The organism is Kitasatospora sp. NPDC098652 (assembly GCF_044760155.1).
Lineage (GTDB): Bacteria > Actinomycetota > Actinomycetes > Streptomycetales > Streptomycetaceae > Kitasatospora.
On the sequence record NZ_JBIWAQ010000038.1, the window covers coordinates 21,925 to 44,325 of the forward strand.

Annotated in this window: 14 protein-coding genes and 3 pseudogenes; 15 read left to right on the top strand and 2 right to left on the bottom strand. The window is 71.4% G+C overall.

Annotated features, from left to right (window positions below; all coding sequences use genetic code 11):
* Positions 1-33 precede the first annotated feature (33 nt).
* From ACIQWA_RS39000 to ACIQWA_RS39015, 4 genes are all read left to right on the top strand, one after another.
* Positions 34-324 carry a WXG100 family type VII secretion target gene (locus tag ACIQWA_RS39000; protein WP_360244029.1) on the top strand — a complete coding sequence of 97 codons (291 nt, stop codon included), beginning with the start codon at positions 34-36 and terminating at the stop codon, positions 322-324.
* A gap of 112 nt (positions 325-436) precedes the next feature.
* Positions 437-1,669, top strand: a complete 1,233-nt coding sequence (mycP, locus tag ACIQWA_RS39005) for a type VII secretion-associated serine protease mycosin (protein ID WP_402491397.1) — start codon at positions 437-439, stop codon at positions 1,667-1,669.
* 126 nt (positions 1,670-1,795) lie between these two features.
* Positions 1,796-2,338: a SigE family RNA polymerase sigma factor gene (locus ACIQWA_RS39010; RefSeq protein WP_402491400.1), complete on the top strand. Its 543-nt coding sequence runs from the start codon at positions 1,796-1,798 to the stop codon at positions 2,336-2,338.
* Between the two features lie 161 nt (positions 2,339-2,499).
* Positions 2,500-3,795, top strand: coding sequence for a hypothetical protein (locus ACIQWA_RS39015; protein ID WP_402491404.1), 1,296 nt, complete (start codon positions 2,500-2,502; stop codon positions 3,793-3,795).
* Positions 3,796-3,936: 141 nt separating this feature from the next.
* Here the strand turns inward: ACIQWA_RS39015 and ACIQWA_RS39020 are convergent, their stop codons facing one another.
* Together ACIQWA_RS39020 and eccCa are read right to left on the bottom strand one after the other, a co-directional pair.
* On the bottom strand, positions 3,937-5,340 hold the full coding sequence (locus ACIQWA_RS39020) for an APC family permease (RefSeq protein ID WP_402491407.1): 1,404 nt from the start codon (positions 5,338-5,340) through the stop codon (positions 3,937-3,939).
* A 512-nt stretch (positions 5,341-5,852) separates the two neighbouring features.
* Positions 5,853-9,797, bottom strand: coding sequence for a type VII secretion protein EccCa (eccCa, locus tag ACIQWA_RS39025; protein WP_402491410.1), 3,945 nt, complete (start codon positions 9,795-9,797; stop codon positions 5,853-5,855).
* A gap of 334 nt (positions 9,798-10,131) precedes the next feature.
* On the opposite strand from eccCa, the gene eccD reads away from it, so the two are divergent.
* The 11 genes and pseudogenes from eccD (at position 10,132) to ACIQWA_RS39080 (ending at position 22,093) form a co-directional block, all read left to right on the top strand.
* Positions 10,132-11,592: a type VII secretion integral membrane protein EccD gene (gene eccD / locus ACIQWA_RS39030; protein WP_402491413.1), complete on the top strand. Its 1,461-nt coding sequence runs from the start codon at positions 10,132-10,134 to the stop codon at positions 11,590-11,592.
* Positions 11,593-11,792: 200 nt separating this feature from the next.
* Complete coding sequence (gene rpsO, locus ACIQWA_RS39035) at positions 11,793-12,083, top strand: 30S ribosomal protein S15 (RefSeq protein WP_188302791.1); 291 nt, start codon at positions 11,793-11,795, stop codon at positions 12,081-12,083.
* Between the two features lie 455 nt (positions 12,084-12,538).
* The gene (locus ACIQWA_RS39040; RefSeq protein ID WP_360244008.1) at positions 12,539-14,746 is read left to right on the top strand and encodes a polyribonucleotide nucleotidyltransferase; all 2,208 of its coding nucleotides are present in this window, start codon (positions 12,539-12,541) and stop codon (positions 14,744-14,746) included.
* A 119-nt stretch (positions 14,747-14,865) separates the two neighbouring features.
* Positions 14,866-16,218, top strand: coding sequence for a pitrilysin family protein (locus ACIQWA_RS39045; protein ID WP_360244005.1), 1,353 nt, complete (start codon positions 14,866-14,868; stop codon positions 16,216-16,218).
* Positions 16,219-16,253: 35 nt separating this feature from the next.
* Positions 16,254-17,000 carry a 4-hydroxy-tetrahydrodipicolinate reductase gene (gene dapB, locus ACIQWA_RS39050; RefSeq protein WP_402491417.1) on the top strand — a complete coding sequence of 249 codons (747 nt, stop codon included), beginning with the start codon at positions 16,254-16,256 and terminating at the stop codon, positions 16,998-17,000.
* 25 nt (positions 17,001-17,025) lie between these two features.
* On the top strand, positions 17,026-17,484 hold the full coding sequence (locus ACIQWA_RS39055; protein ID WP_360243999.1) for a tetratricopeptide repeat protein: 459 nt from the start codon (positions 17,026-17,028) through the stop codon (positions 17,482-17,484).
* A pseudogene (locus ACIQWA_RS39060) lies at positions 17,481-17,762 on the top strand (FAD-dependent thymidylate synthase); the annotation flags it as partial. The gene ACIQWA_RS39055 and the pseudogene ACIQWA_RS39060, both read left to right, overlap by 4 nt.
* Before the next feature lie 303 nt (positions 17,763-18,065).
* Positions 18,066-18,668 (top strand): annotated as a pseudogene (locus ACIQWA_RS39065) (HNH endonuclease); the annotation flags it as partial.
* 3 nt (positions 18,669-18,671) lie between these two features.
* Positions 18,672-19,121: pseudogene (thyX, locus tag ACIQWA_RS39070) on the top strand (FAD-dependent thymidylate synthase); the annotation flags it as partial.
* 215 nt (positions 19,122-19,336) lie between these two features.
* The gene (dapA, locus tag ACIQWA_RS39075) at positions 19,337-20,236 is read left to right on the top strand and encodes a 4-hydroxy-tetrahydrodipicolinate synthase (RefSeq protein WP_402491421.1); all 900 of its coding nucleotides are present in this window, start codon (positions 19,337-19,339) and stop codon (positions 20,234-20,236) included.
* 171 nt (positions 20,237-20,407) lie between these two features.
* Positions 20,408-22,093, top strand: coding sequence for a ribonuclease J (locus ACIQWA_RS39080; RefSeq protein ID WP_360243990.1), 1,686 nt, complete (start codon positions 20,408-20,410; stop codon positions 22,091-22,093).
* Positions 22,094-22,401 lie beyond the last annotated feature (308 nt).

The following is a 22,401-nucleotide window of genomic DNA, read 5'->3' on the forward strand; positions in this document are numbered from 1 at the left end:
CGGGTGCTCCGCATCCTCGTCAAGGGAGACATTGTGACCGACCACATCCTCGTCAACTTCCAGACCCTCCACCAGGCGTCGCAGGACGTGCAGAACTCGGCCAACAAGATCGAGAGCATGCTGTCCGAGCTGCGCAAGGAGGTCACCAAGATCTCCCAGGGCTGGCAGGGCCAGGCCCAGCAGGGCTACAACGCCCAGCAGGCCAAGTGGGACTCCGCCGCCCAGAACCTCAAGGACACCTGCGCCAAGATCTCCGGTTCGCTGGAGAGCGCCGCGCAGAGCTACAACGCGACCGAGAAGAAGAACGCCGGTCTCTGGCAGTAGCGGTCGACCGACCGTTCCCGGACGGGAACGACAGGGGCGGGCGCCCGGGATCCGGGCGCCCGCCCTTCGGCGCGCGGCTCGGCACGGGGTGGCGAACATGAGGGGTGGCAGGGTGTCCGGACGCGGGTTCCGCAGGACGGCCGCGGCGCTGGCCGCGCTCACGGTGCTGGGCGGCCCGCTGGCCGCCCCCGCGCACGCGGACGGCGGGCCCGGACTGGCCGCCGCCGGTGACTGCCCGCGGCCCGCGCCCGACGTGCCGACCGTGCCGTGGTCGCTGCAGCGGATACTGCTCGACCAGCTCTGGCAGGGCGGGGCGACCACCGGCAACGGCGTATCGGTCGCCGTCATCGACACCGGGGTGGACGACACCAACCTGCAACTGCACGGCAAGGTGGACGCGGGCCCGAGCCTGCTGATCGACAAGCAGAGCAACAAGGCCGTCGACGGAACCTCGCTGACCGACACGGTCGGCCACGGCACCAAGGTGGCCGGCATCATCGCCGCGAGCCGCAGCGACCGGACCGGCTTCGTCGGACTGGCCCCCGACGCCAGGATCTACGCGATCCGGCAGAACGACAGCGCGGGCAACGGCGACGTCTCCACCTTGACCAAGGCCATCAACGACGCGGTCGACCGGCACGTCGGGGTCATCAACATCTCCCAGGACGTGCGCGGCGCGGGCGACGCCCGGTTCGGCGGCTACCAGGAGTTGAAGGCCGCGATCGAGCGGGCCGAGCAGAACAAGGTCGTGGTGGTCGCCTCCAGCGGCAACGACGGCAACGAGGGCGACACCTACCCGGGCGCCTTCCCGACCGTGCTGTCCGTGGGCGCCTCCGACCGCAACAACGAGCGCGCCCCGTTCTCCCAGTACGGCTCCTTCGTGAAGGTCGCCGCGCCCGGCGTCGAGATGCTCTCCACGGTGCCCGGCGGCGGCCAGTGCGTGGACAACGGCACCAGCTTCGCCGCCCCGTACGTCGCCGGGCTCGCCGCGCTGCTGGTCGGCGCGCACCCGAAGTGGACGCCGGCCCAGGTGCGGGCCTGGATCGAGCAGACCGCCCAGCGCACCGAGCGCGGCCCGAACCGGTTCATCGGCTGGGGCGTGGTGGACCCGGTGAAGGCCGTCACCACGGCGCCGGAGGACCCGCCGTCCGAACCCGCCCAGGACGCCCCCGTGAAGCTGGCCGCGGCCCCGATCGTGCCGGCCCCGGTCGGCCTCGGCGAGACCCAGGCCGACCGCGACGGCCGTACCGCCACCTATGTGGTCGGCGTCGGCGCGCTGCTGGTCGCCCTGCTGATCGGCGGCGGCGTCGTGCTGCGCGACCGGCGCCGCGGCTCCGCCGACTGACCCGCCCGCCCGCGCGCCCCTGCGCGGTCCGGAAAAGATCCTGCGGAACACCCGTAACACCGGGGCCGGTTCACCGCATCCATCAAGTGTCGGCGGGGCACACGGACGCGGGGGAGCGACGGGCACATGGGGTGGATCGGGGGCGGCCGGGAGGCCAAGGACGCCGAGTTCCTGGAACTGGTCTCCAGTCGCACCGGGCACCTGTACCGCTCGGCCTGTCTGCTCACCAGCGGCGACACCCACTACGCCGAGGACCTCGTGCAGGAGGCCCTCAGCCGGATGTACGTGCTCTGGCGGCGCAGCGCCTTCACCGGCGGCCGCCACCGGATCGACAACCCGGCGGCCTACACCCACACCGTGATGGTGCGCACCTTCCTCGCCCAGCAGCGCCGCCGCTCCAGCGGCGAGCGCCCGACCGAGGCGTTGCCGGAGGCGGTCGGGCCGGACGCGGACAGCAGTCTGCGGCTGACCCTGCTGGACGCGCTGGGGCGGATGTCCGCCGCGGACCGGGCCGTGCTGGTGCTGCGCTACTGGGAGGACCGCAGTGTCGAGCAGACCGCCGAGGTGCTGCGGCTCTCCTCCGGCGCGGTCCGTACCAGGACCACCCGGGCGCTGGCCCGGCTGCGCACCCTGCTCGCCGACTCGCTGGCCGAGCTCTCGGCCCGCTGAAACGGGCCGCCCACCGGCACACCCCGCCCACCGGCACACCCCGCGCACCGGCACACCCGTCGGTACGTCACACCCATCGCTACGCCGCACCCACCGGCACGCCCCGCCGACGCCCCCCATTTCCCCGGCACTTCCGCGACGCAAGGAGACGGTGATCCGCCATGCCCGAGCAGGACAAGTTCGAAGACGATCTCCTCTACGCCCTCACCCGTACCGGTGAGGCCTTCCGCCCCGAGCAGGCCGACCAGGCCGGGATGGTCGCGGGCGGGTACCAGCGCGGCCGCCGCCGCTGGCGCAGCCGTTCGGCCGCCGCGGTGGTGGGCGGCGCCGCCGCGCTGGCCCTGGTGGGCACCGGAGCGGTGTACCTGACCGGGTCCGGCTCGCCCTCCGGTACGGCCACGCTGGCGGCCGCCTCCACCGGGGCCGCGTCCGGGAGTACGGGCACGAGCGCCGCTCTGACCCCGGCTTCGACGGGTACGCCCACCCCGAAGGCGGTCAGCGGCGACGAGGTGCTGGCCGCCTTCCAGGCCCTGCTGCCCAAGGGCCAGGTCACCGACGGCAAGGGCACCGGCACCGAGCCGGCGGCCGGCAAGCCGGGCGGCGGCGGCAACGCGGGCGCCACCCTGCTGTTCGACGACGGCAAGGGCAAGGCCGCGATGGGCATCTCGCTCACCCGGCTGGCGCCGAACGACCCCAACCGGGCGCAGAATGCCTGCCCGGACAAGAAGCTGGTCCCGTACGACGCCTGCACCAGCACGAGTGTGCCGGGCGGCGGTTCGCTGACCGTGCTCCAGGGCTACGAGTACCCGGACAAGCGGGCCACCACCAAGTGGTGGAACGCCAAGCTGATCGGCCAGGACGGCCGGCAGGTCGAGCTGTCGGAGTGGAACTCCCCGGCCGAGAAGGGCGCGCCGGACAGCCGGCCGACCCCGCCGCTGTCGCCAGACCAGCTCAGGGCGATCGTCACCGACAAGTCCTGGGACCCGGTGATCGCCGCGATCCCGGAGCCGAAGCCGGTCCCGGTGCGCGACACCTCCAGGGAGTACAGCGGGCAGGAGATCCTGCAGAACGTCGCCGCACTGCTGCCGAGCGGGCTGACCGAGACGGAGGCCATGGGCAGCGGCTTCGGCTACGCCAACTTCGTGCTCGACGACGGCAAGGGCAAGTCGATGGTGCAGCTCAACGTGCAGGACTGGAGCGGTGACCGGGGGGACTCGTTGTTCGGCGACGCCAGGACGCTGCCGGACGGCACCAAGGTGGTCGTCCGCCATGGGAGCGACAAGCCGGGCGTGGGCATGTGGACCGTCGACACCCTGCACCCGGACGGCCTGCGGGTGGTGATCAGCTCGTTCAACAGCGGCACCCAGACCAGCCCGGCGACCCGCAAGGCCCCGGTGCTGACCGACGACCAGATGCAGACGATCGCCGCCGCCCCGGTGTGGAAGCTGAGGAAGTAGCGCAGGCGGTGCGGACATGGCGGTGGCCCCGGGCGGGGGGGGGGGCCCGGGGCCCCCCCGGGGGGGGGGGGGGGGGGGGTGGGGGGGGGGGGGGGGCCCCGCGGGGGGGGGGGGGGGGGGGGGGGGTGGGGGGGGGGCGGGTCAGCCCTGCTGGTCCTCGGGGAGGCTGATCACCCAGCGGGTGTCCTGCCGGGGGCGCAGGTAGAACAGCCAGTAGAGGGTGGCGACGGCGGTGATGCCGCCGGTCCACAGCAGCGGTTCGGCGTCCAGCTGGGTCATCACGTACACCAGGACGACGATCAGCAGCACCGGGACGGCGGGCCACAGCGGCATCCGCCAGGCGGCGGCGTGCTTGTGGTGGCCGCGGCGGGAGAGCAGCGAGGCGATGGCGACCAGCAGGTACATCGCGGTGACGGCGACGCCGGTGATGTTGCTGAGGAGCTCGCCCTTGACGAAGCAGAGCGCCGCGCCGGGCAGGCCGACCGCGAGGGTGGCGATCCAGGGGGAGCCGAAGCGGCCGAGGGTGCCGAAGGCCTTGTTGACGGGCTCGGGCCAGGCCTTGTCGCGGGCGGAGGCGAACAGCACCCGGGAGTTCTGGATGACCATGACGATGCCGGCGTTGATGATCGCCAGCGCGATGCAGAGGCTGATGAAGGTGCCGACGGCGGAGTTGCTCCAGGCGGTGACCATGCCGGAGATGTTGCCGGAGGTCAGGGTCTGCAGGTCGGGGGCGCCCAGGGTGATGGCGGCGACCGGGATCAGGATGATGGCGCTGGAGAGGCCGAGGGTCCACAGCACGGTGCGGGAGACGGTGCGGCGGGGGTTCTCCAGCTCCTCGGAGAGGTAGACGGCGGTGGAGAAGCCCTGGGTGGCGAACAGCGCGATGCCGAGGGCGCCGATGATGGCGCCGATGCCGACGGGGCTGGCGGCGCCGCCGTCGGTGGAGACCAGGCCGTGCAGCAGGCTGGGGTGGGACGCGTTGGTGTGGGCGAAGCCGAGCACCGAGACCACGCCGGCCGCGATGACCTCCAGGACCAGGAAGATGCCGGTGATCCAGGCGTTGGCGCGCAGGTCGAGCAGACCGGCCAGGGTGGCGGCCAGCATCACGGCGGCGCCGGCGATCGGCTTGTCGACGTGCAGGACGGGCGCCAGGTAGTCGGCGGTGCCGAGGGCGATGACCGAGGGGACGATCATCACCACGATGAGCGACTGGATGAAGACCAGCCAGCCCGCGAGCCGTCCGGCCAGGGTGCCGACCATCGCGTACTCGCCGCCGGCGCTGGGGATCAGGGTGCCGAGCTCGGAGTAGCAGAACGCGACCGCGATGCAGAGCACGGAGCCGATGGCGATGGCCAGGGCGGTGGCGCTGCCGATGCTGGAGAACAGTTCCGGCACGATCACGAAGAGCGTCGACGCGGGGGTGACGCAGGACAGCGTGAGCAGGGTGCCGCCCACGACGCCGATCGAGCGCTTGAGCTGCTGGGGTGCGGCCGCGCCGTCCGCCGTGGCGGCTACGTTCTGTGGCGGGCGAAGCGTGTCGGTCATGTGGATTCCGATCGGCTCTGTTCGGTCCTGGGACGGGAGCGGTATCGCCTCCGCTGGCTCGTTGCTCGGGTCTGGTCCGGTCGCTCCCGGGCCGCCATGGAACCTTGGGCGTATTGATTGCGTCAACGCCGGAACTGCTTCGGAATCCGTTGCGGTGAAAGGCATAAGCATGCGATCCGATGATCACTTAGGGTCATGGCGTCGTTTGTCCGACTTGTTACTTTGGCAACATCGGGCATGAATCAAAGGTGAACAGAGTGTTGCGGGCCACCATTCAAAGGCCGTGGCTCGGTCGTACGACGGCACGCCAGGTGTCACCCGGCCGCTCGGCAACTGCCCAGGTGGGTACGGGAACCGCAGCCCCGACCCGGAAAGATCTAGGTAACGTTTCAGCACGTGGGACGCCGAAGGGGCCGGACTCCGCAGAGTCCGACCCCTTCGCTCACTGTCCGTAGCGGACGGGCTGGTGCCGTGCCCGGTCAATACGCCGTCGCCGCACGGTCACTGCACCGTTACTGCACCGGCAGCCAGCCCGTCTGGACCATCTGCCCGTTGGTCGCACGGCGTGACACGTACACCCCGCGGCCCGGCGGCAGCGCCTGCGGCTTGACCGTCCCCAGCAGTGCGCCCTCGTCCCGGTTGCCGGAGAGGATGACGCCCTGCCCGCCCAGCTCGCGCATCCGCTGCATCACCGGCTCGTACAGCGAGCGCCCGGCGCCGCCCGCGCTGCGGGCCACGATCACCCGCAGGCCGATGTCCCGGGCGAACGGCAGGAACTCGGCCAGCGGTGCCAGCGGGTTGCCCGAGCCGGTGGCGACCAGCTCGTAGTCGTCGACGATCACGAACATGTCCTTGCCGGTGTACCAGCTGCGGTTGCGCAGCTGTTCGGCGGTCACGTCCGGGCCGGGCAGGCGGCGGGCGCAGGCCCCGCGCAGCATGTCCACGATGGCGGTCATGGCCGGCTGCGCGGCCGCGTACTCCACCAGGTACTCCGACGGGACGGTGCCCAGCAGGGCGCGCCGGTAGTCGCCGACCACGATGCCCGCCTGGTCCGGGGTGTAGCGCTCGGTGATCTGCTTGATCAGCATCCGCAGCAGCGCGGACTTCCCGGACTCGGTGTCGCCGAACACGATGAACAGCGGGTCGGTCTCGAAGTTGACGAACACCGGCGCCAGCTCGGCCTCGTCCACGCCGAAGCACAGGCCGCGCTCCGGGTGCTCGAAGCCCTTCGGTAGCGAGGTCCCGTCCAGGACGGCCGGCAGCATCCGCACCTGCGGGGCGCGCGGGCCGGCCCAGGCCCCGTCGACCGCGGCGACCAGTCCGGCCACGCCGTCCTGGAGGTCGTCCACCGAGGAGGAGCCGTCCAGTCGCGGCAGGCCGCTCAGGAAGTGCAGCCGTTCCGCGGTGATCCCGCGCCCGGCCAGCGGGGGCACGTTCTGCGCCACCCGGCGGTCGACCTCGGACTCCATCGCGTCGCCGAGCTTGAGCTCGATGCGGTTCTGCAGCAGGTCCTTGAGCGCGGGGCGGACCTCCGCGTACCGGGCGGCGGTGATCACCAGGTGGACGCCGTAGCCGAGGCCGCGCTGGGCGATGTCGCCGATCACCGGCTCCAGCCCCTCGAACTCCTGCTTGAAGGTGTTCCAGCCGTCGATCATCAGGAAGACGTCGCCGAAGGCCTCGTCGGGCAGCTGCCCGGCGGCCCGGCGGGCCCGGTAGGTCGCGATGGTGTCGATCCCGGTCGCCCGGAACAGCTCCTCGCGCCGGTTCAGCACCGCGTGCACCTCGGAGACCATCCGGCGGACCTTGTCCACGTCCAGCCGGCCCGCGACCCCGCCGACGTGCGGCAGCCCGAGCAGCGACTGGAAGCTGCCCGCACCGAAGTCCAGCAGGTAGAACTGCACCTCGCGCGGGGTGTGGGTGAGGCCGAAGGCCGCCGTCATGCCGCGCATCACGGTCGACTTGCCCGAGCGCGGGCCGCCGACGACCAGGCCGTGGCCGGCCGCCCCGGAGAAGTCGACCTCCAGGATGTCGGTCTTCTGCTCGCGCGGCTTGTCCACGATGCCGATCGGCGCGCGCAGCCGCCCGCCCGGGTAGCCGGGCGCGGTCAGCCCGCGGTCCGGGACGAGCTGCAGCGGCGGCAGCAGGTGGTCCAGGCTCGGAGCCTCCTCCAGCGGCGGCAGCCACACCTGGTGGGCGGCCGGGCCCTGGCCGGACATCCGCTGGACGAAGACGTCCAGCACGGTGTCCACCAGTGCGTCGTCCTGCTCCTGGACCTGCGGCGCCTCCTCCTCCACCGGGGCGGGCGGCAGGTCCACGAAGGCCGAGGTGAACTCCACCGGCCGGGCGTTCACCCGCCGGCCGCCGGTGGACCGCTGCTGCCCCGGCGCCCGGTAGGGCCCGGAGACGTACGCGGCCTTGAACCGGTCCATCACGTCCTCGCCGAACTTCAGGTAGCCGACGCCCGGCACCGGCGGCAGGTGGTACGCGTCCGGCACGCCGATCGCCGCCCGCGACTCGGCCGCAGAGAAGGTGCGCAGACCGATCCGGTACGAGAGGTAGGTGTCCAGGCCGCGCAGCTTGCCCTCCTCCAGGCGCTGCGAGGCCAGCAGCAGGTGCACGCCCAGGGAGCGGCCGATCCGGCCGATCTGGATGAACATCTCGATGAAGTCGGGCTTGGCGGTGAGGAGTTCGGAGAACTCGTCGATGATCAGCACCAGCGAGGGCAGCGGGTCCAGGGCCGCGCCGGCCGCCCGGGCCCGCTCGTACTCGTGGATGTTGGCGTAGTTGCCGGAGCGGTGCAGCAGCTCCTGGCGGCGGTGCAGCTCGCCCTCGATCGCGTCGCGCATGCGGTCGACCAGGGTGAGCTCGCCCTCCAGGTTGGTGATCACCGCGGAGGTGTGCGGCATGTCCGCCATGCCGAGGAAGGTCGCGCCGCCCTTGAAGTCGGCGAGCACGAAGTTCAGCGTCTCCGAGGAGTGGGTCATCGCCAGCGCCAGCACCAGGGTGCGCAGCAGCTCCGACTTGCCGGAACCGGTCGCGCCCACGCACAGGCCGTGCGGGCCCATGCCCTCCAGCGCGGCCTCCTTGATGTCCAGGTAGACGTGCTCGCCGTTCGCGCCGACGCCGATCGGCACCCGCATCCGCTCGTGCTGGGCGCGCGGGCGCCAGCTGCGGGCCACGTCGAAGGAGCCCGGGTCGCCCGAGTTCATCATGTCGGTGAAGTCCAGGTTGGACAGCAGCGGCTCGTCGTCCCCGCCGGCCGAGGCCCGGTACGGCGCCAACTGCCGCGCCAGCGCCTCGGACTGCCACAGCGAGAGCAGGTCCGGCTTGCCGCTGTACGTCGCCCCGGAGGCCGAACGCAGTACCAGCTCCTGCGGGTTGACCGTCACCATCAGGTGCCCGCTCGGCTCGTCCACCTCGCCCGGGACGACCTCGATGACGGTCACCCCCTGCACGCCCTCGGGGCCGGCCAGCACCGAGTCGTGCGGGACCCCGGCGCCGTCCATGATCACCACCAGGTGCGGCTGGTCCGCGGCGGGCGCCGCGTCCCGGACGAAGCGCTGGCGGCCGGCCAGCTCGTCCTGCAGCAGGTACTCCAGCTCGCCCAGGTCGGTGGCGCTCAGCCGGCGCGAGCCCGCGCCGTCGCTCTCCTTGCGGTGCTGGTTGTGCGGGAGCCACTTGGTCCAGTCCCACTCCTCGGCCGCGCCGGGTGCCGCGGCGACCGCGACCAGCAGGTCGTCCGGGGAGTGCAGGGTGGTCAGCTGGGCGATCATCGCGCGCACGTTCCCGTACACCGAGTCCGGGTCCCCGCACACCGTGATGTGGTAGAAGGCCCGCAGTGAGACCGCCAGCGGCAGGTCCTGGAGGGTGCCGTGCGCCTTGAGGAACGAGTGCATCGCGGCCGCCGACAGCGGCTCCAGCTCGTCCATCGGCGCGGTCTGCGGCGCCACCAGCGGGGTGGACAGCTGCACCGGCCCGAGGCCGACCCGGATCTGCGCGAAGTCGCCGTCCGCCGTCCGCCGCTCCCACAGCCGGCGGCCGTCCTCGACGATCGACCAGAGCTGGTCCGGCGCCGGGTTCAGGAACAGCAGCGCGCCGCGCTGGCTCTCCGCCGTGCGGCGCACCTGGCGGCGGGTCTGCTGGAGGTACTTGAGGTAGTCGCGCCGCTCGTCCGCCATCGCGGTCGAGCCGCCCCGGCGGGCCCGCACGATCTGGGCCAGCACCATGCCGACCGTCGAGACGATCATCAGACCGCCCATGATCTTCATTGGCGCGGCCGCACCCGGCGAGAAGAAGAACACCGCCGAACCGCCCATGCCGAGCATCGGCAGGACGCTCATCAGCCAGTCCTCGCCGCCCTGCCGGGGCAGCTCCGGCGGACTGACCAGCTCCACCGGCTCGTCCGGCACCGTCGGCGGGTAGGCCCTGGCCGGTCGCTTGACCATGATCACACCCATGCGTCACCCACCCCGCGGCGTCGATCGATCACTTCGGCATCAGCCCTCACGCGACTGCGCTCGGCCCGGTACGGGATTCCCGTGGCTGAGGACGCCCCACACAGCGCAGCCCCCGTACCACCTGGCGCAGGCGCCGATCCTACATAGGGGCGTGCCCGCGCCGACGGGGGCCGCACCCCGCAGCGGCACCGGGCACGAACCGAGCGGGTAGGGTAACGCCGCGCCAACTCGCGGCCCGGCCGGGCCGGTTCCACAGCCACCCCGCGCGCCACCGTGCCGCGGCACCGTCCACACAGGGGGAGCGTCAAGTGCGTCGAATGATCGAGGTGGGGCCATGAGCACGTCGGCCGCTACTGGCTACTGCCGGGTGACCGTCGTCGCCCCGGACCGCCGGATCGACGTCGCCCTGCCCGAGGACGTCGCCCTCGCCGACGTCTACCCCGAGGTGCTGCGGCTGGCCAACCAGAGCCAGCCCGACGGCACCCCCACCGGCTTCCACCTGGTCCGCCGCGACGGCACCGTCCTCGACAGCAGCCTGTCCCTGGCCGCCCAGCAGGTCCGCGACGGCGACCTGCTGGCGCTGCGCCCCTTCGCCGAGTCGCTGCCGCCCGCCGTCTACGACGACGTCGCCGACGCCATCGCCAGCGCCGTCGAGGCCGACCGCCGGTTCTGGACCGTCGACCTCATGCGCGGCTTCGGCCTGATCGGCGCCGGGGTGCTGCTCACGCTGCTCGGCTTCGCGCTCTGGTTCTCCGACCTGCGCCACGACATGCACAGCCTGCCCGGCGTGCTGGCCGGCGTCGCCGCCGTGGTGCTCACCGCGCTCGCCGGGGTGCGCGCCCGGGTCTACCAGGACGCCCACGCCGCCGTCGCGCTCGGCCTCGGCGCCCTGCCGCACGCCATGATCGCCGGCAGCGGCATCATCGCCGTCGCCCACCCGTGGGACGGCCCCGGCCGGCTCCAGTTCCTCACCGGCTGCGTCACCGTCCTGGTGATCGCCGTGCTGCTCGCCGGACTCCTCCCGGACAAGGACGCGGTGTTCGTCGCCGCCGCCTTCGTCGCCACCGCCGGCGCGCTCGCCACCTTCGCCGCCGTCCTGATGCCCGACACCCCGGCCGGGAACATCGCCGCCGTCACCGGTGTCGCCGCCGTCGCCGCGATCGGCTTCCTGCCCAGCCTCTCCGCCCGCTTCGCCCGGCTGCCGGTCGGATTCAGCGCCCCCGGCCAGACCCGCACCCGCAGCCGCGACTACGACGAGGAGGCCGAGCGCGCCGAGGCCGTCCAGTACGAGCGGATCGCCCACCAGGCCCGCCGCGGCCACGAGGTGCTGGTCGGCCTGGTCGGCGGCTGCGCCGCGGTCGTGGTCGGCGCCTGCGCCGTCCTCTCCTTCACCGACCGGACCTTCCCCGAACTGCTCGCCCTCGCCCTCGGCATCGCCGCCATGCTGCGCGCCCGGCTGTTCCGCTACACCGCGCAGGTCCTCAGCCTCACCGTGGCCGGCCTGCTCGGCCTGTGCCTGCTGATCGTCGGGCTGTCCCTGCACACCCCGCAGTTCGTCCTGCGCGCGGCCGGCTCCAGCACCGAGCTCGACCTGCGCACCATCTGGCTGGCCGCCTCGGTCGCCTTCGGGGCCGCGCTGCTCACCGCGATCGCCCTGGTGGTGCCCCGGCTCGGTGTCTCCCCGTTCTGGGGACGCATCCTGGACCTGGTGGACAGCCTCACCCTGATCTCGCTGGTCCCGCTGGCGCTCGCCGTGCTGAACGTCTACCGGCTGGTCCGCGGCGCCACCGGCTGACCGCGCCCGGCCCCTGCCGCCGGGCGCCTTCCACCCGCCGACCGGCCGGGTGGTCGGCACTGGTACCCTTGGCCTTCGAGCGCAGCCGTGTGTCCACCCCTTCGTGGGCCGTCGACCACGGACGACGCTCGAGACACCGAGTTCTCGCAGAGTCCTGTGCTGTCGACCAGGACCGCTCGGTAGACCTTGAAGGAGTTGCAGTGGCTCTCGCCTCTGACGTCAAGAAGCAGATCTTCGCCGAGTTCGGCCAGAAGGAGGGCGACACCGGTTCCCCCGAGGTCCAGGTGGCCATGCTCTCCCGCCGTATCTCGGACCTGACCGAGCACCTCAAGTTCCACAAGCACGACCACCACTCGCGTCGTGGCCTGCTGATCCTGGTCGGCCAGCGCCGCCGCCTCCTGCAGTACCTGGCCAAGAAGGACATCGAGCGTTTCCGTACGCTCGTCGACCGCCTGGGCATCCGTCGCGGTGCCGCCGGCGGCGCCCGCTAAGACCGCCGCAGGGGGCGGCTCCCCACACCGGGGAGCCGCCCCTCGCGCGTATGCCGCGGCGGTTCGAACGCGGCACCCTGACATAACAACTCGCGCGCACCTCCCCAGGTGGCCGAGGATTGCACCGTAGGGTTGTGGGCATGCCGGGTGATGGCGCAGGAGCGCCACCCGGGCAGCAAGCCCGAACCCCCCCGCGGGACGAAGGCTTCAAACGGAAGCCGCCCGCATCCGAGAGAGCGTCCAGACGCGGACCGCCCGTCCCGGCCCGGCAGCCGTGAGGCGCCGGTCCTCGGTAGTGGCCCCCGGAACCCCCGCCCGACGAGCGGGGCACCCCGGAGGCTTCGATCGAAGACCGGCCCGACTGCCGCCCTCCTGGCAGGAGGGCCCCAGGGCCAGCCCGAGGCAGTGCGCGGGGACGCTCTCCCGGAGAACGTACGAAAGAGGAGATCTTCCAGGTGGAAGAGAACGTGTTCTACGCCGAAGCCGTGATCGACAACGGTTCCTTCGGCACCCGTACCATCCGCTTCGAGACCGGCCGTCTGGCCCGTCAGGCCGCCGGCTCCGCCGTGGCCTACCTGGACGACGACACCATGGTGCTGTCGGCCACCAGCGCGTCCAAGCAGCCGAAGGAGCACTTCGACTTCTTCCCGCTGACCGTGGACGTCGAGGAGCGGATGTACGCCGCCGGCCGCATCCCCGGCTCGTTCTTCCGTCGCGAGGGTCGCCCGTCCGAGGACGCGATCCTGACCTGCCGCCTGATCGACCGCCCGCTGCGCCCGTCCTTCGTCAAGGGCCTGCGCAACGAGGTCCAGGTCGTCTGCACCATCATGGCGCTCAACCCCGACCACCTGTACGACGTGGTCGCGATCAACGCCGCCTCCGCCTCCACCCAGCTGGCGGGCCTGCCGTTCTCCGGCCCGATCGGTGGCGTCCGCGTCGCGCTGATCAAGGGCCAGTGGGTCGCCTTCCCGACCCACAGCGAGCTGGAGTCGGCCGTCTTCGACATGGTCGTCGCCGGTCGCGTCCTGCCGGACGGCGACGTCGCGATCATGATGGTCGAGGCCGAGGCCACCGACAAGACCATCAAGCTGGTCGAGGGCGGCGCCGAGGCGCCGACCGAGGAGGTCGTGGCCGCCGGCCTCGACGCCGCCAAGCCCTTCATCAAGGTGCTGTGCGCCGCGCAGGCTCAGCTGGCCGCCCAGGCCGCCAAGCCGACCGCCGAGTTCCCGGTCTTCCTGGACTACCAGGACGACGTCCTGGCCGCGCTGACCGCCGCCGTCAAGGACGAGCTGGCCAAGGCCCTCACCATCCCGGGCAAGCAGGAGCGCAACGCCGAGCTGGACCGCGTCAAGGCGGTCGCCGCCGAGAAGCTGCTCCCCGAGTTCGAGGGTCGCGAGAAGGAGATCAGCGCCGCCTACAACGCGCTGACCAAGAAGATCGTCCGCGAGCGCGTCATCAAGGACAAGGTCCGCATCGACGGCCGCGGTGTCACCGACATCCGCACCCTGGCCGCCGAGGTCGAGGCCATCCCGCGCGTCCACGGCTCGGCCCTGTTCGAGCGCGGCGAGACCCAGATCCTGGGTGTCACCACGCTGAACATGCTCCGGATGGAGCAGCAGCTCGACACGCTCTCCCCGGAGACGCGTCGCCGCTACATGCACAACTACAACTTCCCGCCGTACTCGGTCGGCGAGACCGGCCGCGTGGGCTCGCCCAAGCGCCGCGAGATCGGCCACGGCGCCCTCGCCGAGCGCGCCATCCTCCCGGTCCTGCCGACCCGCGAGGAGTTCCCGTACGCCATCCGCCAGGTCTCCGAGGCGCTCGGCTCCAACGGCTCCACCTCGATGGGCTCGGTCTGCGCCTCGACCATGTCGCTGCTGAACGCCGGTGTGCCGCTCAAGGCCGCCGTCGCCGGCATCGCCATGGGCCTGATCTCCCAGGAGATCGACGGCGAGACCCACTACGTCGCGCTGACCGACATCCTCGGTGCCGAGGACGCGTACGGCGACATGGACTTCAAGGTCGCCGGTACCCGCAACTTCATCACCGCGCTGCAGCTCGACACCAAGCTGAACGGCATCCCGGCCTCCGTGCTGGCCGCCGCGCTCAAGCAGGCCCGCGACGCCCGCCTGCACATCCTCGACGTGATGAACGAGGCCATCGACTCGCCCGACGAGATGTCCCCGAACGCGCCGCGCATCATCACCATCAAGATCCCGGTGGACAAGATCGGTGAGGTCATCGGCCCCAAGGGCAAGATGATCAACCAGATCCAGGAGGACACCGGCGCCGAGATCACGATCGAGGACGACGGCACCATCTACATCGGTGCCGCCGACGGCCCGGCCGCCGAGGCCGCCCGCACCACGATCAACCAGATCGCCAACCCGACCATGCCGGAGGTCGGCGAGCGCTACCTGGGCACCGTGGTCAAGACCACGACGTTCGGCGCGTTCGTGTCGCTCATGCCGGGCAAGGACGGCCTGCTGCACATCTCGCAGATCCGCAAGCTGGCCGGCGGCAAGCGCGTCGAGAACGTCGAGGACGTCCTCGGCGTCGGCGCCAAGGTGCAGGTCGAGATCGCCGAGATCGACCCGCGCGGCAAGCTCTCCCTGATCCCGGTCATCGAGGGCGAGGAAGGCGGCGAGGCCGCTTCCGAGTGAAGCGCCGCTAGCTGATCCTTGCGGCCCGTACGCCTCCCGGCGTGCGGGCCGCACCCTGTTGTCCACGCGTTCGTCCGTACGTGCCAATTCCACGTGCGTTTCCTCTGGAGGTACCCCCCGTGGCCCAGGCCCCGGCGGTAAAGCAGCGTCCCGGCTCCACCCGGACCCTGCTCAAGGGCGTCGACGGCGCCGGCACGGTGCGCCGCACCGTCCTCCCCGGCGGCCTGCGGGTCGTCACCGAGACCCTGCCGACGGTGCGCTCCGCGACCTTCGGCATCTGGGTCGGCGTCGGCTCGCGGGACGAGACCCCGCAGCTCAACGGCGCCACCCACTACCTGGAGCACCTGCTCTTCAAGGGCACCGAGCGGCGCAGCGCGCTGGACATCTCGGCGGCCCTGGACGCGGTCGGCGGCGAGATGAACGCCTTCACCGCGAAGGAGAACACCTGCTACTACGCCCGGGTCCTGGACACCGACCTGCCGCTGGCCATCGACGTGGTCTGCGACATGCTCACCGGCTCGCTGATCCGCGCCGAGGACGTCGACGCCGAACGCGGCGTCATCCTCGAGGAGATGGCGATGGCCGAGGACGACCCGGGTGACGTCGTCCACGACCTGTTCGCCAAGGTGATCTTCGGAAACGGCCCGCTCGGCCGCCCGATCCTCGGCACCCAGGAGACCATCAAGGCCCTCACCCGGGACCAGGTCGCCGGCTTCTACCACCGCCGCTACCGCCCGGAGAACCTGGTCGTCGCCGCGGCCGGCAACCTCGACCACCGCAAGGTCGTCAAGCAGGTGCAGGAGGCCTTCGCCCCGGTGCTGGCCCGCTCCACCGCGGCGCCCGCCGAGGCCCGCCGCGGTGTCAAGGCGCTGCGCACGGCCGGCAAGGTCGAGGTGCTCAACCGCTCCACCGAGCAGGCCCACCTGGTGCTGGGCGTGCCCGGCGTGCCCCGGCACGACGAGCGCCGCTGGGCGATGGGCGTGCTCAACGCGGCCCTGGGCGGTGGGATGAGCTCCCGGCTGTTCCAGGAGGTCCGGGAGAAGCGCGGCCTGGCCTACTCCGTCTACTCGTACTCCTCCTCCTACGCGGACAGCGGCCTGTTCGGCATCTACGCCGGCTGCCAGCCCAAGCGGGTCGAGGAGGTGCTGCGGATCTGCCGCGAGGAGCTCGCCAAGGTGGTCGCCGACGGCATCACCGAGGAGGAACTGCAGCGCGCGATCGGCCAGATCTCCGGCTCCACCGTGCTCGGCATGGAGGACACCGGCTCGCTGATGAACCGCATCGGCAAGGCCGAACTCAGCTACGGTCACCACCTGTCGGTGGACGACATGCTGGAGCGGATCGCGGCGGTGACCCTGGAGGACGTCCACGCCGTCGCCCGTGATGTGCTGGGCGCGTACCGGCCGTCGCTGGCGCTGATCGGCCCGGTCAACGACAAGCGGGCCGCCAAGCTCGCCGATCTGCTCGTCTGACTCTTCCGCTGGGTTCCGCAGAGAGGACTATCGCAATGACGCTGCGTGTCGCCGTGATCGGCGCCAAGGGACGGATCGGCTCCGAGGCGGTCAAGGCGGTGGAGGCCGCGCCGGACATGGAGCTGGTCGCCACCCTCGGCCGTGGCTCCGACCTGGAGGAGCTGACCCGCTCCGGCGCCCAGGTCGCCGTCGAACTCACCCACCCGGACTCGGTGATGGGCAACCTCGACTACTGCCTCCACCACGGCATCCACGTGGTCACCGGCACCACCGGCTGGACGGACGAGCGGCTGGCCACCGTCGAGGGCTGGCTCTCCGAGGCCCCTGGCCTCGGGCTGCTGATCGCGCCCAACTTCTCCATCGGCGCCATCCTCGGCATGAAGTTCTCCCAGCTGGCGGCGAAGTACTTCGAGTCGGTCGAGGTGGTCGAACTCCACCACGACCGCAAGGCCGACGCCCCCAGCGGCACCGCCACCCGCACCGCCCAGCTGATCGCCGCCGCCCGCGCCGAGGCCGGCCGCCCGAAGCAGCAGGACCCCACCACCCACAGCCTGCCCGGCGCGCGCGGCGCCGACGTGGACGGGGTCCCGGTGCACGCCGTACGGCTGCGCGGCCTGCTCGCCCACCAGCAGGTGATGTTCGGCGACACCGGCGAGACGCTCACCATCCGGCACGACTCGCTGCACCACAGCAGCTTCATGCCGGGCATCCTGCTGGGCGTGCGCAAGGTCGTCGAGACCCCGGGGCTGACCTTCGGCCTCGAACACTTCCTGGACCTGTGACCGTGTCGACCTCCAGGAGCGCGGAATGACCTCCCGTACCGGTTTCTTCGTCCTGTCCGGCGTGCTGCTGCTGGTCGCCCTCCTCTGCGTGGGGGAGGGCGTCCAGCTGGTCGCCACCGGAAAGCCGCTCGGCATCGGTATCGGCCTCTGCGCCTTCGTGATCCCGGTGATCGGCATCTGGTTCCTGCGCCAGACCGTCCGCTTCGGCCGGGCCAGCGAGCAGCTCGCCCGCGAGCTGGAGGCCGAGGGCGGCCTGCCGGTGGACGAGCTGGAGCGCACCAGCGGCGGGCGGATCGACCGGGCCTCGGCCGACGCGGTGTTCACCCGCCGCCGGACCGAGGCGGAGGCCGCACCGGGCGACTGGCGCGTCTGGTTCCGGCTCGCCGTGGCGTACGCAGACGCCGGCGACACCCCGCGCGCCCGCAAGACCATGCAGCACGCCATCAAGCTGCACAGCACCGAACCCGCAAGGAGTAACGCGTGAGCGACGAACCGACGGCCCCCAGCTTCCGGAGCGACGTGACGGTGGAGCTGGTCCGCAGCGCCGCCGCCGATTCGGACGTCATCTGGTCGGCCCGGGTGTCGACCGCGGGGGAGCAGTCCCTGGAGGCGCTCCAGCAGGACCCGGAGAAGTCCAAGGGCCTGATCAACTTCCTGATGCGCGACCGGCACGGCACGCCGTTCGAGCACAACTCGATGACCTTCTTCATCAGCGCGCCGATCTTCGTGTTCCGCGAGTTCCACCGGCACCGCAGCGGCTGGTGCCTCGCGGGCGACACCGAGGTCACTCTCCAGGGCAAGGACGGCTCGCTCAAGCGCCGGAGCATCGCGGAGCTCCACCGGCTCTGGCACGTGGGCGTCGAGGACCGGGAGCCGACTGCCAAGGGCGGCGTGACCTGGCACGAGAAGTCCGGGAAGTGGCGGGCCCAGGTCAAGCACAAGGGCGAGGTGCACCACCTCGGTCTGCACGCGAGCCGCGAGGCGGCCGAGGCAGCCGTCGCGGACTTCCGCGAACTGCACCCAGGCAAGCGCACGAGGAAGCTGGACTCCGTCCGGCGCAACCACGTGCGCTGCTTCGACGAGCGGACGCTGCTGGCCGGGCGTGCGCAGATCGTCGACGTGATGGAATCCGGCGTCAAGCGGCTCATCAAGCTGACGACCGCGAGCGGCAAGCAGCTGCGGTGCAGCAAGGACCACGCGATCCTCACCCCGGACGGCTGGCGCAAGGCGGGGGAACTGGCGGTCGGCGATTCGGTCATGACCGGCGGTACCGCCCCCCGCCCGTCGGAGGCCCTGGTGCCGCCGAGCCTGCGCCGGGGCATCGGCGTCTGGACGTCAATGCAGCGGAACCGGCTCATCGATGAGCTGGACATCTGCTACCTGTGCTCCCGCACCTTCCCCCGCGAGGCGCTGGAACTGGACCACGTCGTCCCGGTGGCGCTCGACCTCGGCAAGGCCCTCGACGAGAAGAACCTCGCGCCCGCCTGCGAGGACTGCCACACGGCCAAGAGCGCGGACGAGCAGGCCCTGGCCCAGCGGGGCGGAAAGGTCGCACTGGCCAAGGCGGACCTGGTCACGGCCATCGCCGAGGACGGCGAGGAGATGACCTACGACCTCGCCGTCGAGGGGCCCTGGCACAACTTCCTCGCCAACGGCATCGTCGTCCACAACTCGTACAACGAGGAGTCCGGCCGCTACCGCGAGCTCCAGCCGGTGTTCTACGTGCCGGCCGAGGACCGCAAGCTCGTCCAGCAGGGCCGCCCGGGCCGCTACGAGTTCGTCGACGGCACGCAGGAGCAGCACGAGACCGTCACGGACTCGATGGAGGCCGCGTACCGCGAGTCCTACGCCCGCTACCAGGAGATGCTGGCGGCCGGCGTGGCCCGCGAGGTGGCCCGGGCGGTGCTGCCGGTCGGCCTGTTCTCCTCGATGTACGCGACCTGCAACGCGCGCTCGCTGATGCACTTCCTCTCGCTGCGCACCCGGCGGGAGAACTCGGCGGTGCCGTCCTTCCCGCAGCGCGAGATCGAGATGGTCGCGGAGCAGATGGAGGAGCAGTGGGCGCAGCTCATGCCGCTCACCCATGCGGCCTTCGAGAAGCACGGCCGGGTCGCGCCCTGACCTGGGACGACAGGCATATGGGCAGAGTGTCGGGCATGTCTGGATTGCGGCTTTTCTAGCCGCTCCCTACATTCGTGACCACGGATCCCGGTGCTGCCCGAACCCCCGAGCGGGCAGCACCGGGATCCCATTCCCCCGCCTCCTGGCCTGCGCGCCTGTCCGAACCCTGGACCGGCATGGGTACCGCCCCACCGCCTACGAGTAGCTTTGGACGCATGGCTCCGACCTCCACCCCCCAGACGCCGTTCGGCCGGGTGCTGACCGCGATGGTCACCCCGTTCACCGCCGACGGCGCGCTCGACCTCGACGGCGCCCAGCGCCTCGCCACGCACCTCGTCGACTCCGGGAACGACGGCCTCGTCGTCAACGGCACCACCGGTGAGTCCCCGACCACCAGCGACGCCGAGAAGGCCCAGCTCGTCCGCGCCGTGGTGGAGGCGGTCGGGGACCGTGCCCACGTGGTGGCCGGGGTCGGCACCAACGACACCCACCACAGCGTCGAGCTGGCCCGCCAGGCGGAGGCGGCCGGGGCGCACGGCCTGCTGGTCGTCACGCCGTACTACAACAAGCCCCCGCAGGAGGGCCTGTATCGGCACTTCACGCAGGTCGCCGACGCCACCGGCCTGAGGGTCATGACGTACGACATCCCGGGCCGCAGCGGTGTCGCGCTGAGCCACGAGACCCTGGTCCGGCTCGGCGAGCACCCGCGGATCGTCGCCAACAAGGACGCCAAGGGCGACCTCGGCGCCGCGGCCTGGGCGATCGCCCGCTCCGATCTCGCCTGGTACTCCGGCGACGACATCCTCAACCTGCCGCTGCTGTCCGTCGGGGCCGTCGGCGTGGTCAGCGTCGTCGGGCACGTGGTCGCCGGTGAGTTGAAGGCGATGATCGAGGCCTACCTGGCCGGCGATGTGGCCAAGGCCACCGCCGTCCACCAGGGCCTGCTGCCGGTGTTCACCGGTATGTTCCGCACCCAGGGCGTGATCCTCACGAAGGCCGCGCTGGACCTCCAGGGCCTGCCCGCCGGGCCGCTGCGCCTGCCCCTGGTCGGCGCGACGCCCGAGGAGATCGACCGATTGAAGCAGGATCTCGCCTCCGGCGGGGTACACCTGTAGCAGACACAGACGTGCGCGCCCCGGCTCGCCGGACCCGACCGGGTCCGCCGCTGGACCGGACCGAAGGCGCGAGAGCACAGACCCAGTAGGAAGAACGACACTGAGTACGCACGCCATATGTCTCCAGGGGGAGGACCCCGGGCATATGGCGTGCGTCGTGAGGAGAGTCTTTTGAGCCACCCGCACCCCGAACTCGGCGCGCCCCCGGCCCTCAAGGAGGGCGCCCTCCGCATCACTCCGCTCGGCGGCCTCGGCGAGATCGGCCGCAACATGACGGTCCTCGAGTACGGCGACCGCATCCTGATCATCGACTGCGGCGTCCTCTTCCCCGAGGACGAGCAGCCCGGCGTGGACCTGATCCTCCCGGACTTCAGCTACATCCGGGACCGCCTCGACAAGGTCGACGGCATCGTCCTCACCCACGGCCACGAGGACCACATCGGCGCCGTCCCGTTCCTCCTGCGGGAGAACCCGGACATCCCGCTGATCGGCTCCAAGCTGACCCTCGCCCTGATCGAGGCCAAGCTCGCCGAGCACCGCATCCGGCCGTACGTGCTGGAGGTCAAGGAGGGCGAGCGCGAGCGCATCGGCCCCTTCGACTGCGAGTTCATCGCGGTCAACCACTCCATCCCGGACGCCCTCGCCGTGGCGGTCCGCACCCCCGCCGGCATGGTCGTGGCCACCGGTGACTTCAAGATGGACCAGCTGCCGCTGGACGGCCGCCTCACCGACCTGCCGACCTTCGCCAAGCTGGCGGAGGAGGGCATGGACCTGCTGCTGGTGGACTCCACCAACGCCGAGGTCCCCGGCTTCATCCCGCACGAGCGCGACATCTCGGCCGCGCTGCGAAACGTTTTCGCGAACGCCGACAAGCGCATCATCGTCGCCTCCTTCGCCAGCCACGTGCACCGCATCCAGCAGGTGCTGGACGCCGCGCACGAGTACAAGCGCAAGGTCGCCTTCGTCGGCCGCTCGATGGTCCGCAACATGGGCATCGCCCGCGACCTCGGGTACCTCAAGGTTCCCGGCAACATGATCGTCGACGTCAAGCAGCTCGACGACCTGCCGGACAAGGAGGTCGTGCTGATCTGCACCGGCTCCCAGGGCGAGCCGATGGCGGCACTGTCCCGGATGGCCAACCGCGACCACCAGATCCGCATCGTCGAGGGCGACACCGTCGTCCTGGCGTCCTCGCTCATCCCGGGCAACGAGAACGCCGTCTACCGCGTGATCAACGGCCTGACCCGCTGGGGCGCCAAGGTCGTGCACAAGGGCAACGCCAAGGTGCACGTCTCCGGCCACGCCTCGGCCGGCGAGCTGCTGTACTTCTTCAACATCTGCAAGCCGCGCAACCTGATGCCGGTCCACGGCGAGTGGCGCCACCTGCGGGCCGCTGCCGAGCTGGGCATCGCGACCGGCGTGCCGCGCAACCGCGTGGTCATCGCCGAGGACGGCGTCTGCGTCGACCTGGAGAAGGGCGTCGCCCGGATCGTCGGCAAGGTCCGGGCCGGCTACGTCTACGTGGACGGCGCCTCGGTCGGCGACATCACCGAGGCCTCGCTCAAGGACCGCAGGATCCTCGGCGAGGAGGGCTTCATCTCGGTCTTCGTCGCGGTCGACACGACCAACGGCAAGATGGTCGGTGGCCCGACCATCCAGGCCCGCGGCTCCGGCATCGACGACAACGCCTTCGTGCCGGTCATCGCCAAGCTCCAGGAGGCCCTGGACCGTTCGGCGAGCGACGGCGTGCTGGAGCCCCGCCAGGTGCAGCAGCTCGTCCGCCGGACCATCGGCAAGTGGGTCGCGGACAACTACCGCCGCCGGCCGATGATCCTGCCGGTCGTCGTCGAGGTCTGAGCCCCGCTCCAGACCCTCGTCCGGCCCCGCTGAGGCCGGTTTGACGTGGGGCGACCCGGTGCGTAATGTTCTCCGGGTTGCCCCACGGGACGAGCCCCAAGGAAGTCCTCGAATGCGAATGCGAATTCGAGAACTACCGGGAAAACGGACCGAGAAACTCTGGTAGAGTTCGGGAGCGCCGAAAGGCAAAAGCCTAATCGGATGAATGAAACTCCGGAAAACGGAGCGGAAAACATCTGATAAGCTGGAAACACGAAAGAACGAAGCGCCCGGAGGGCCCGCTGGAAGGCGGTCCGAAGGAAGCGTCC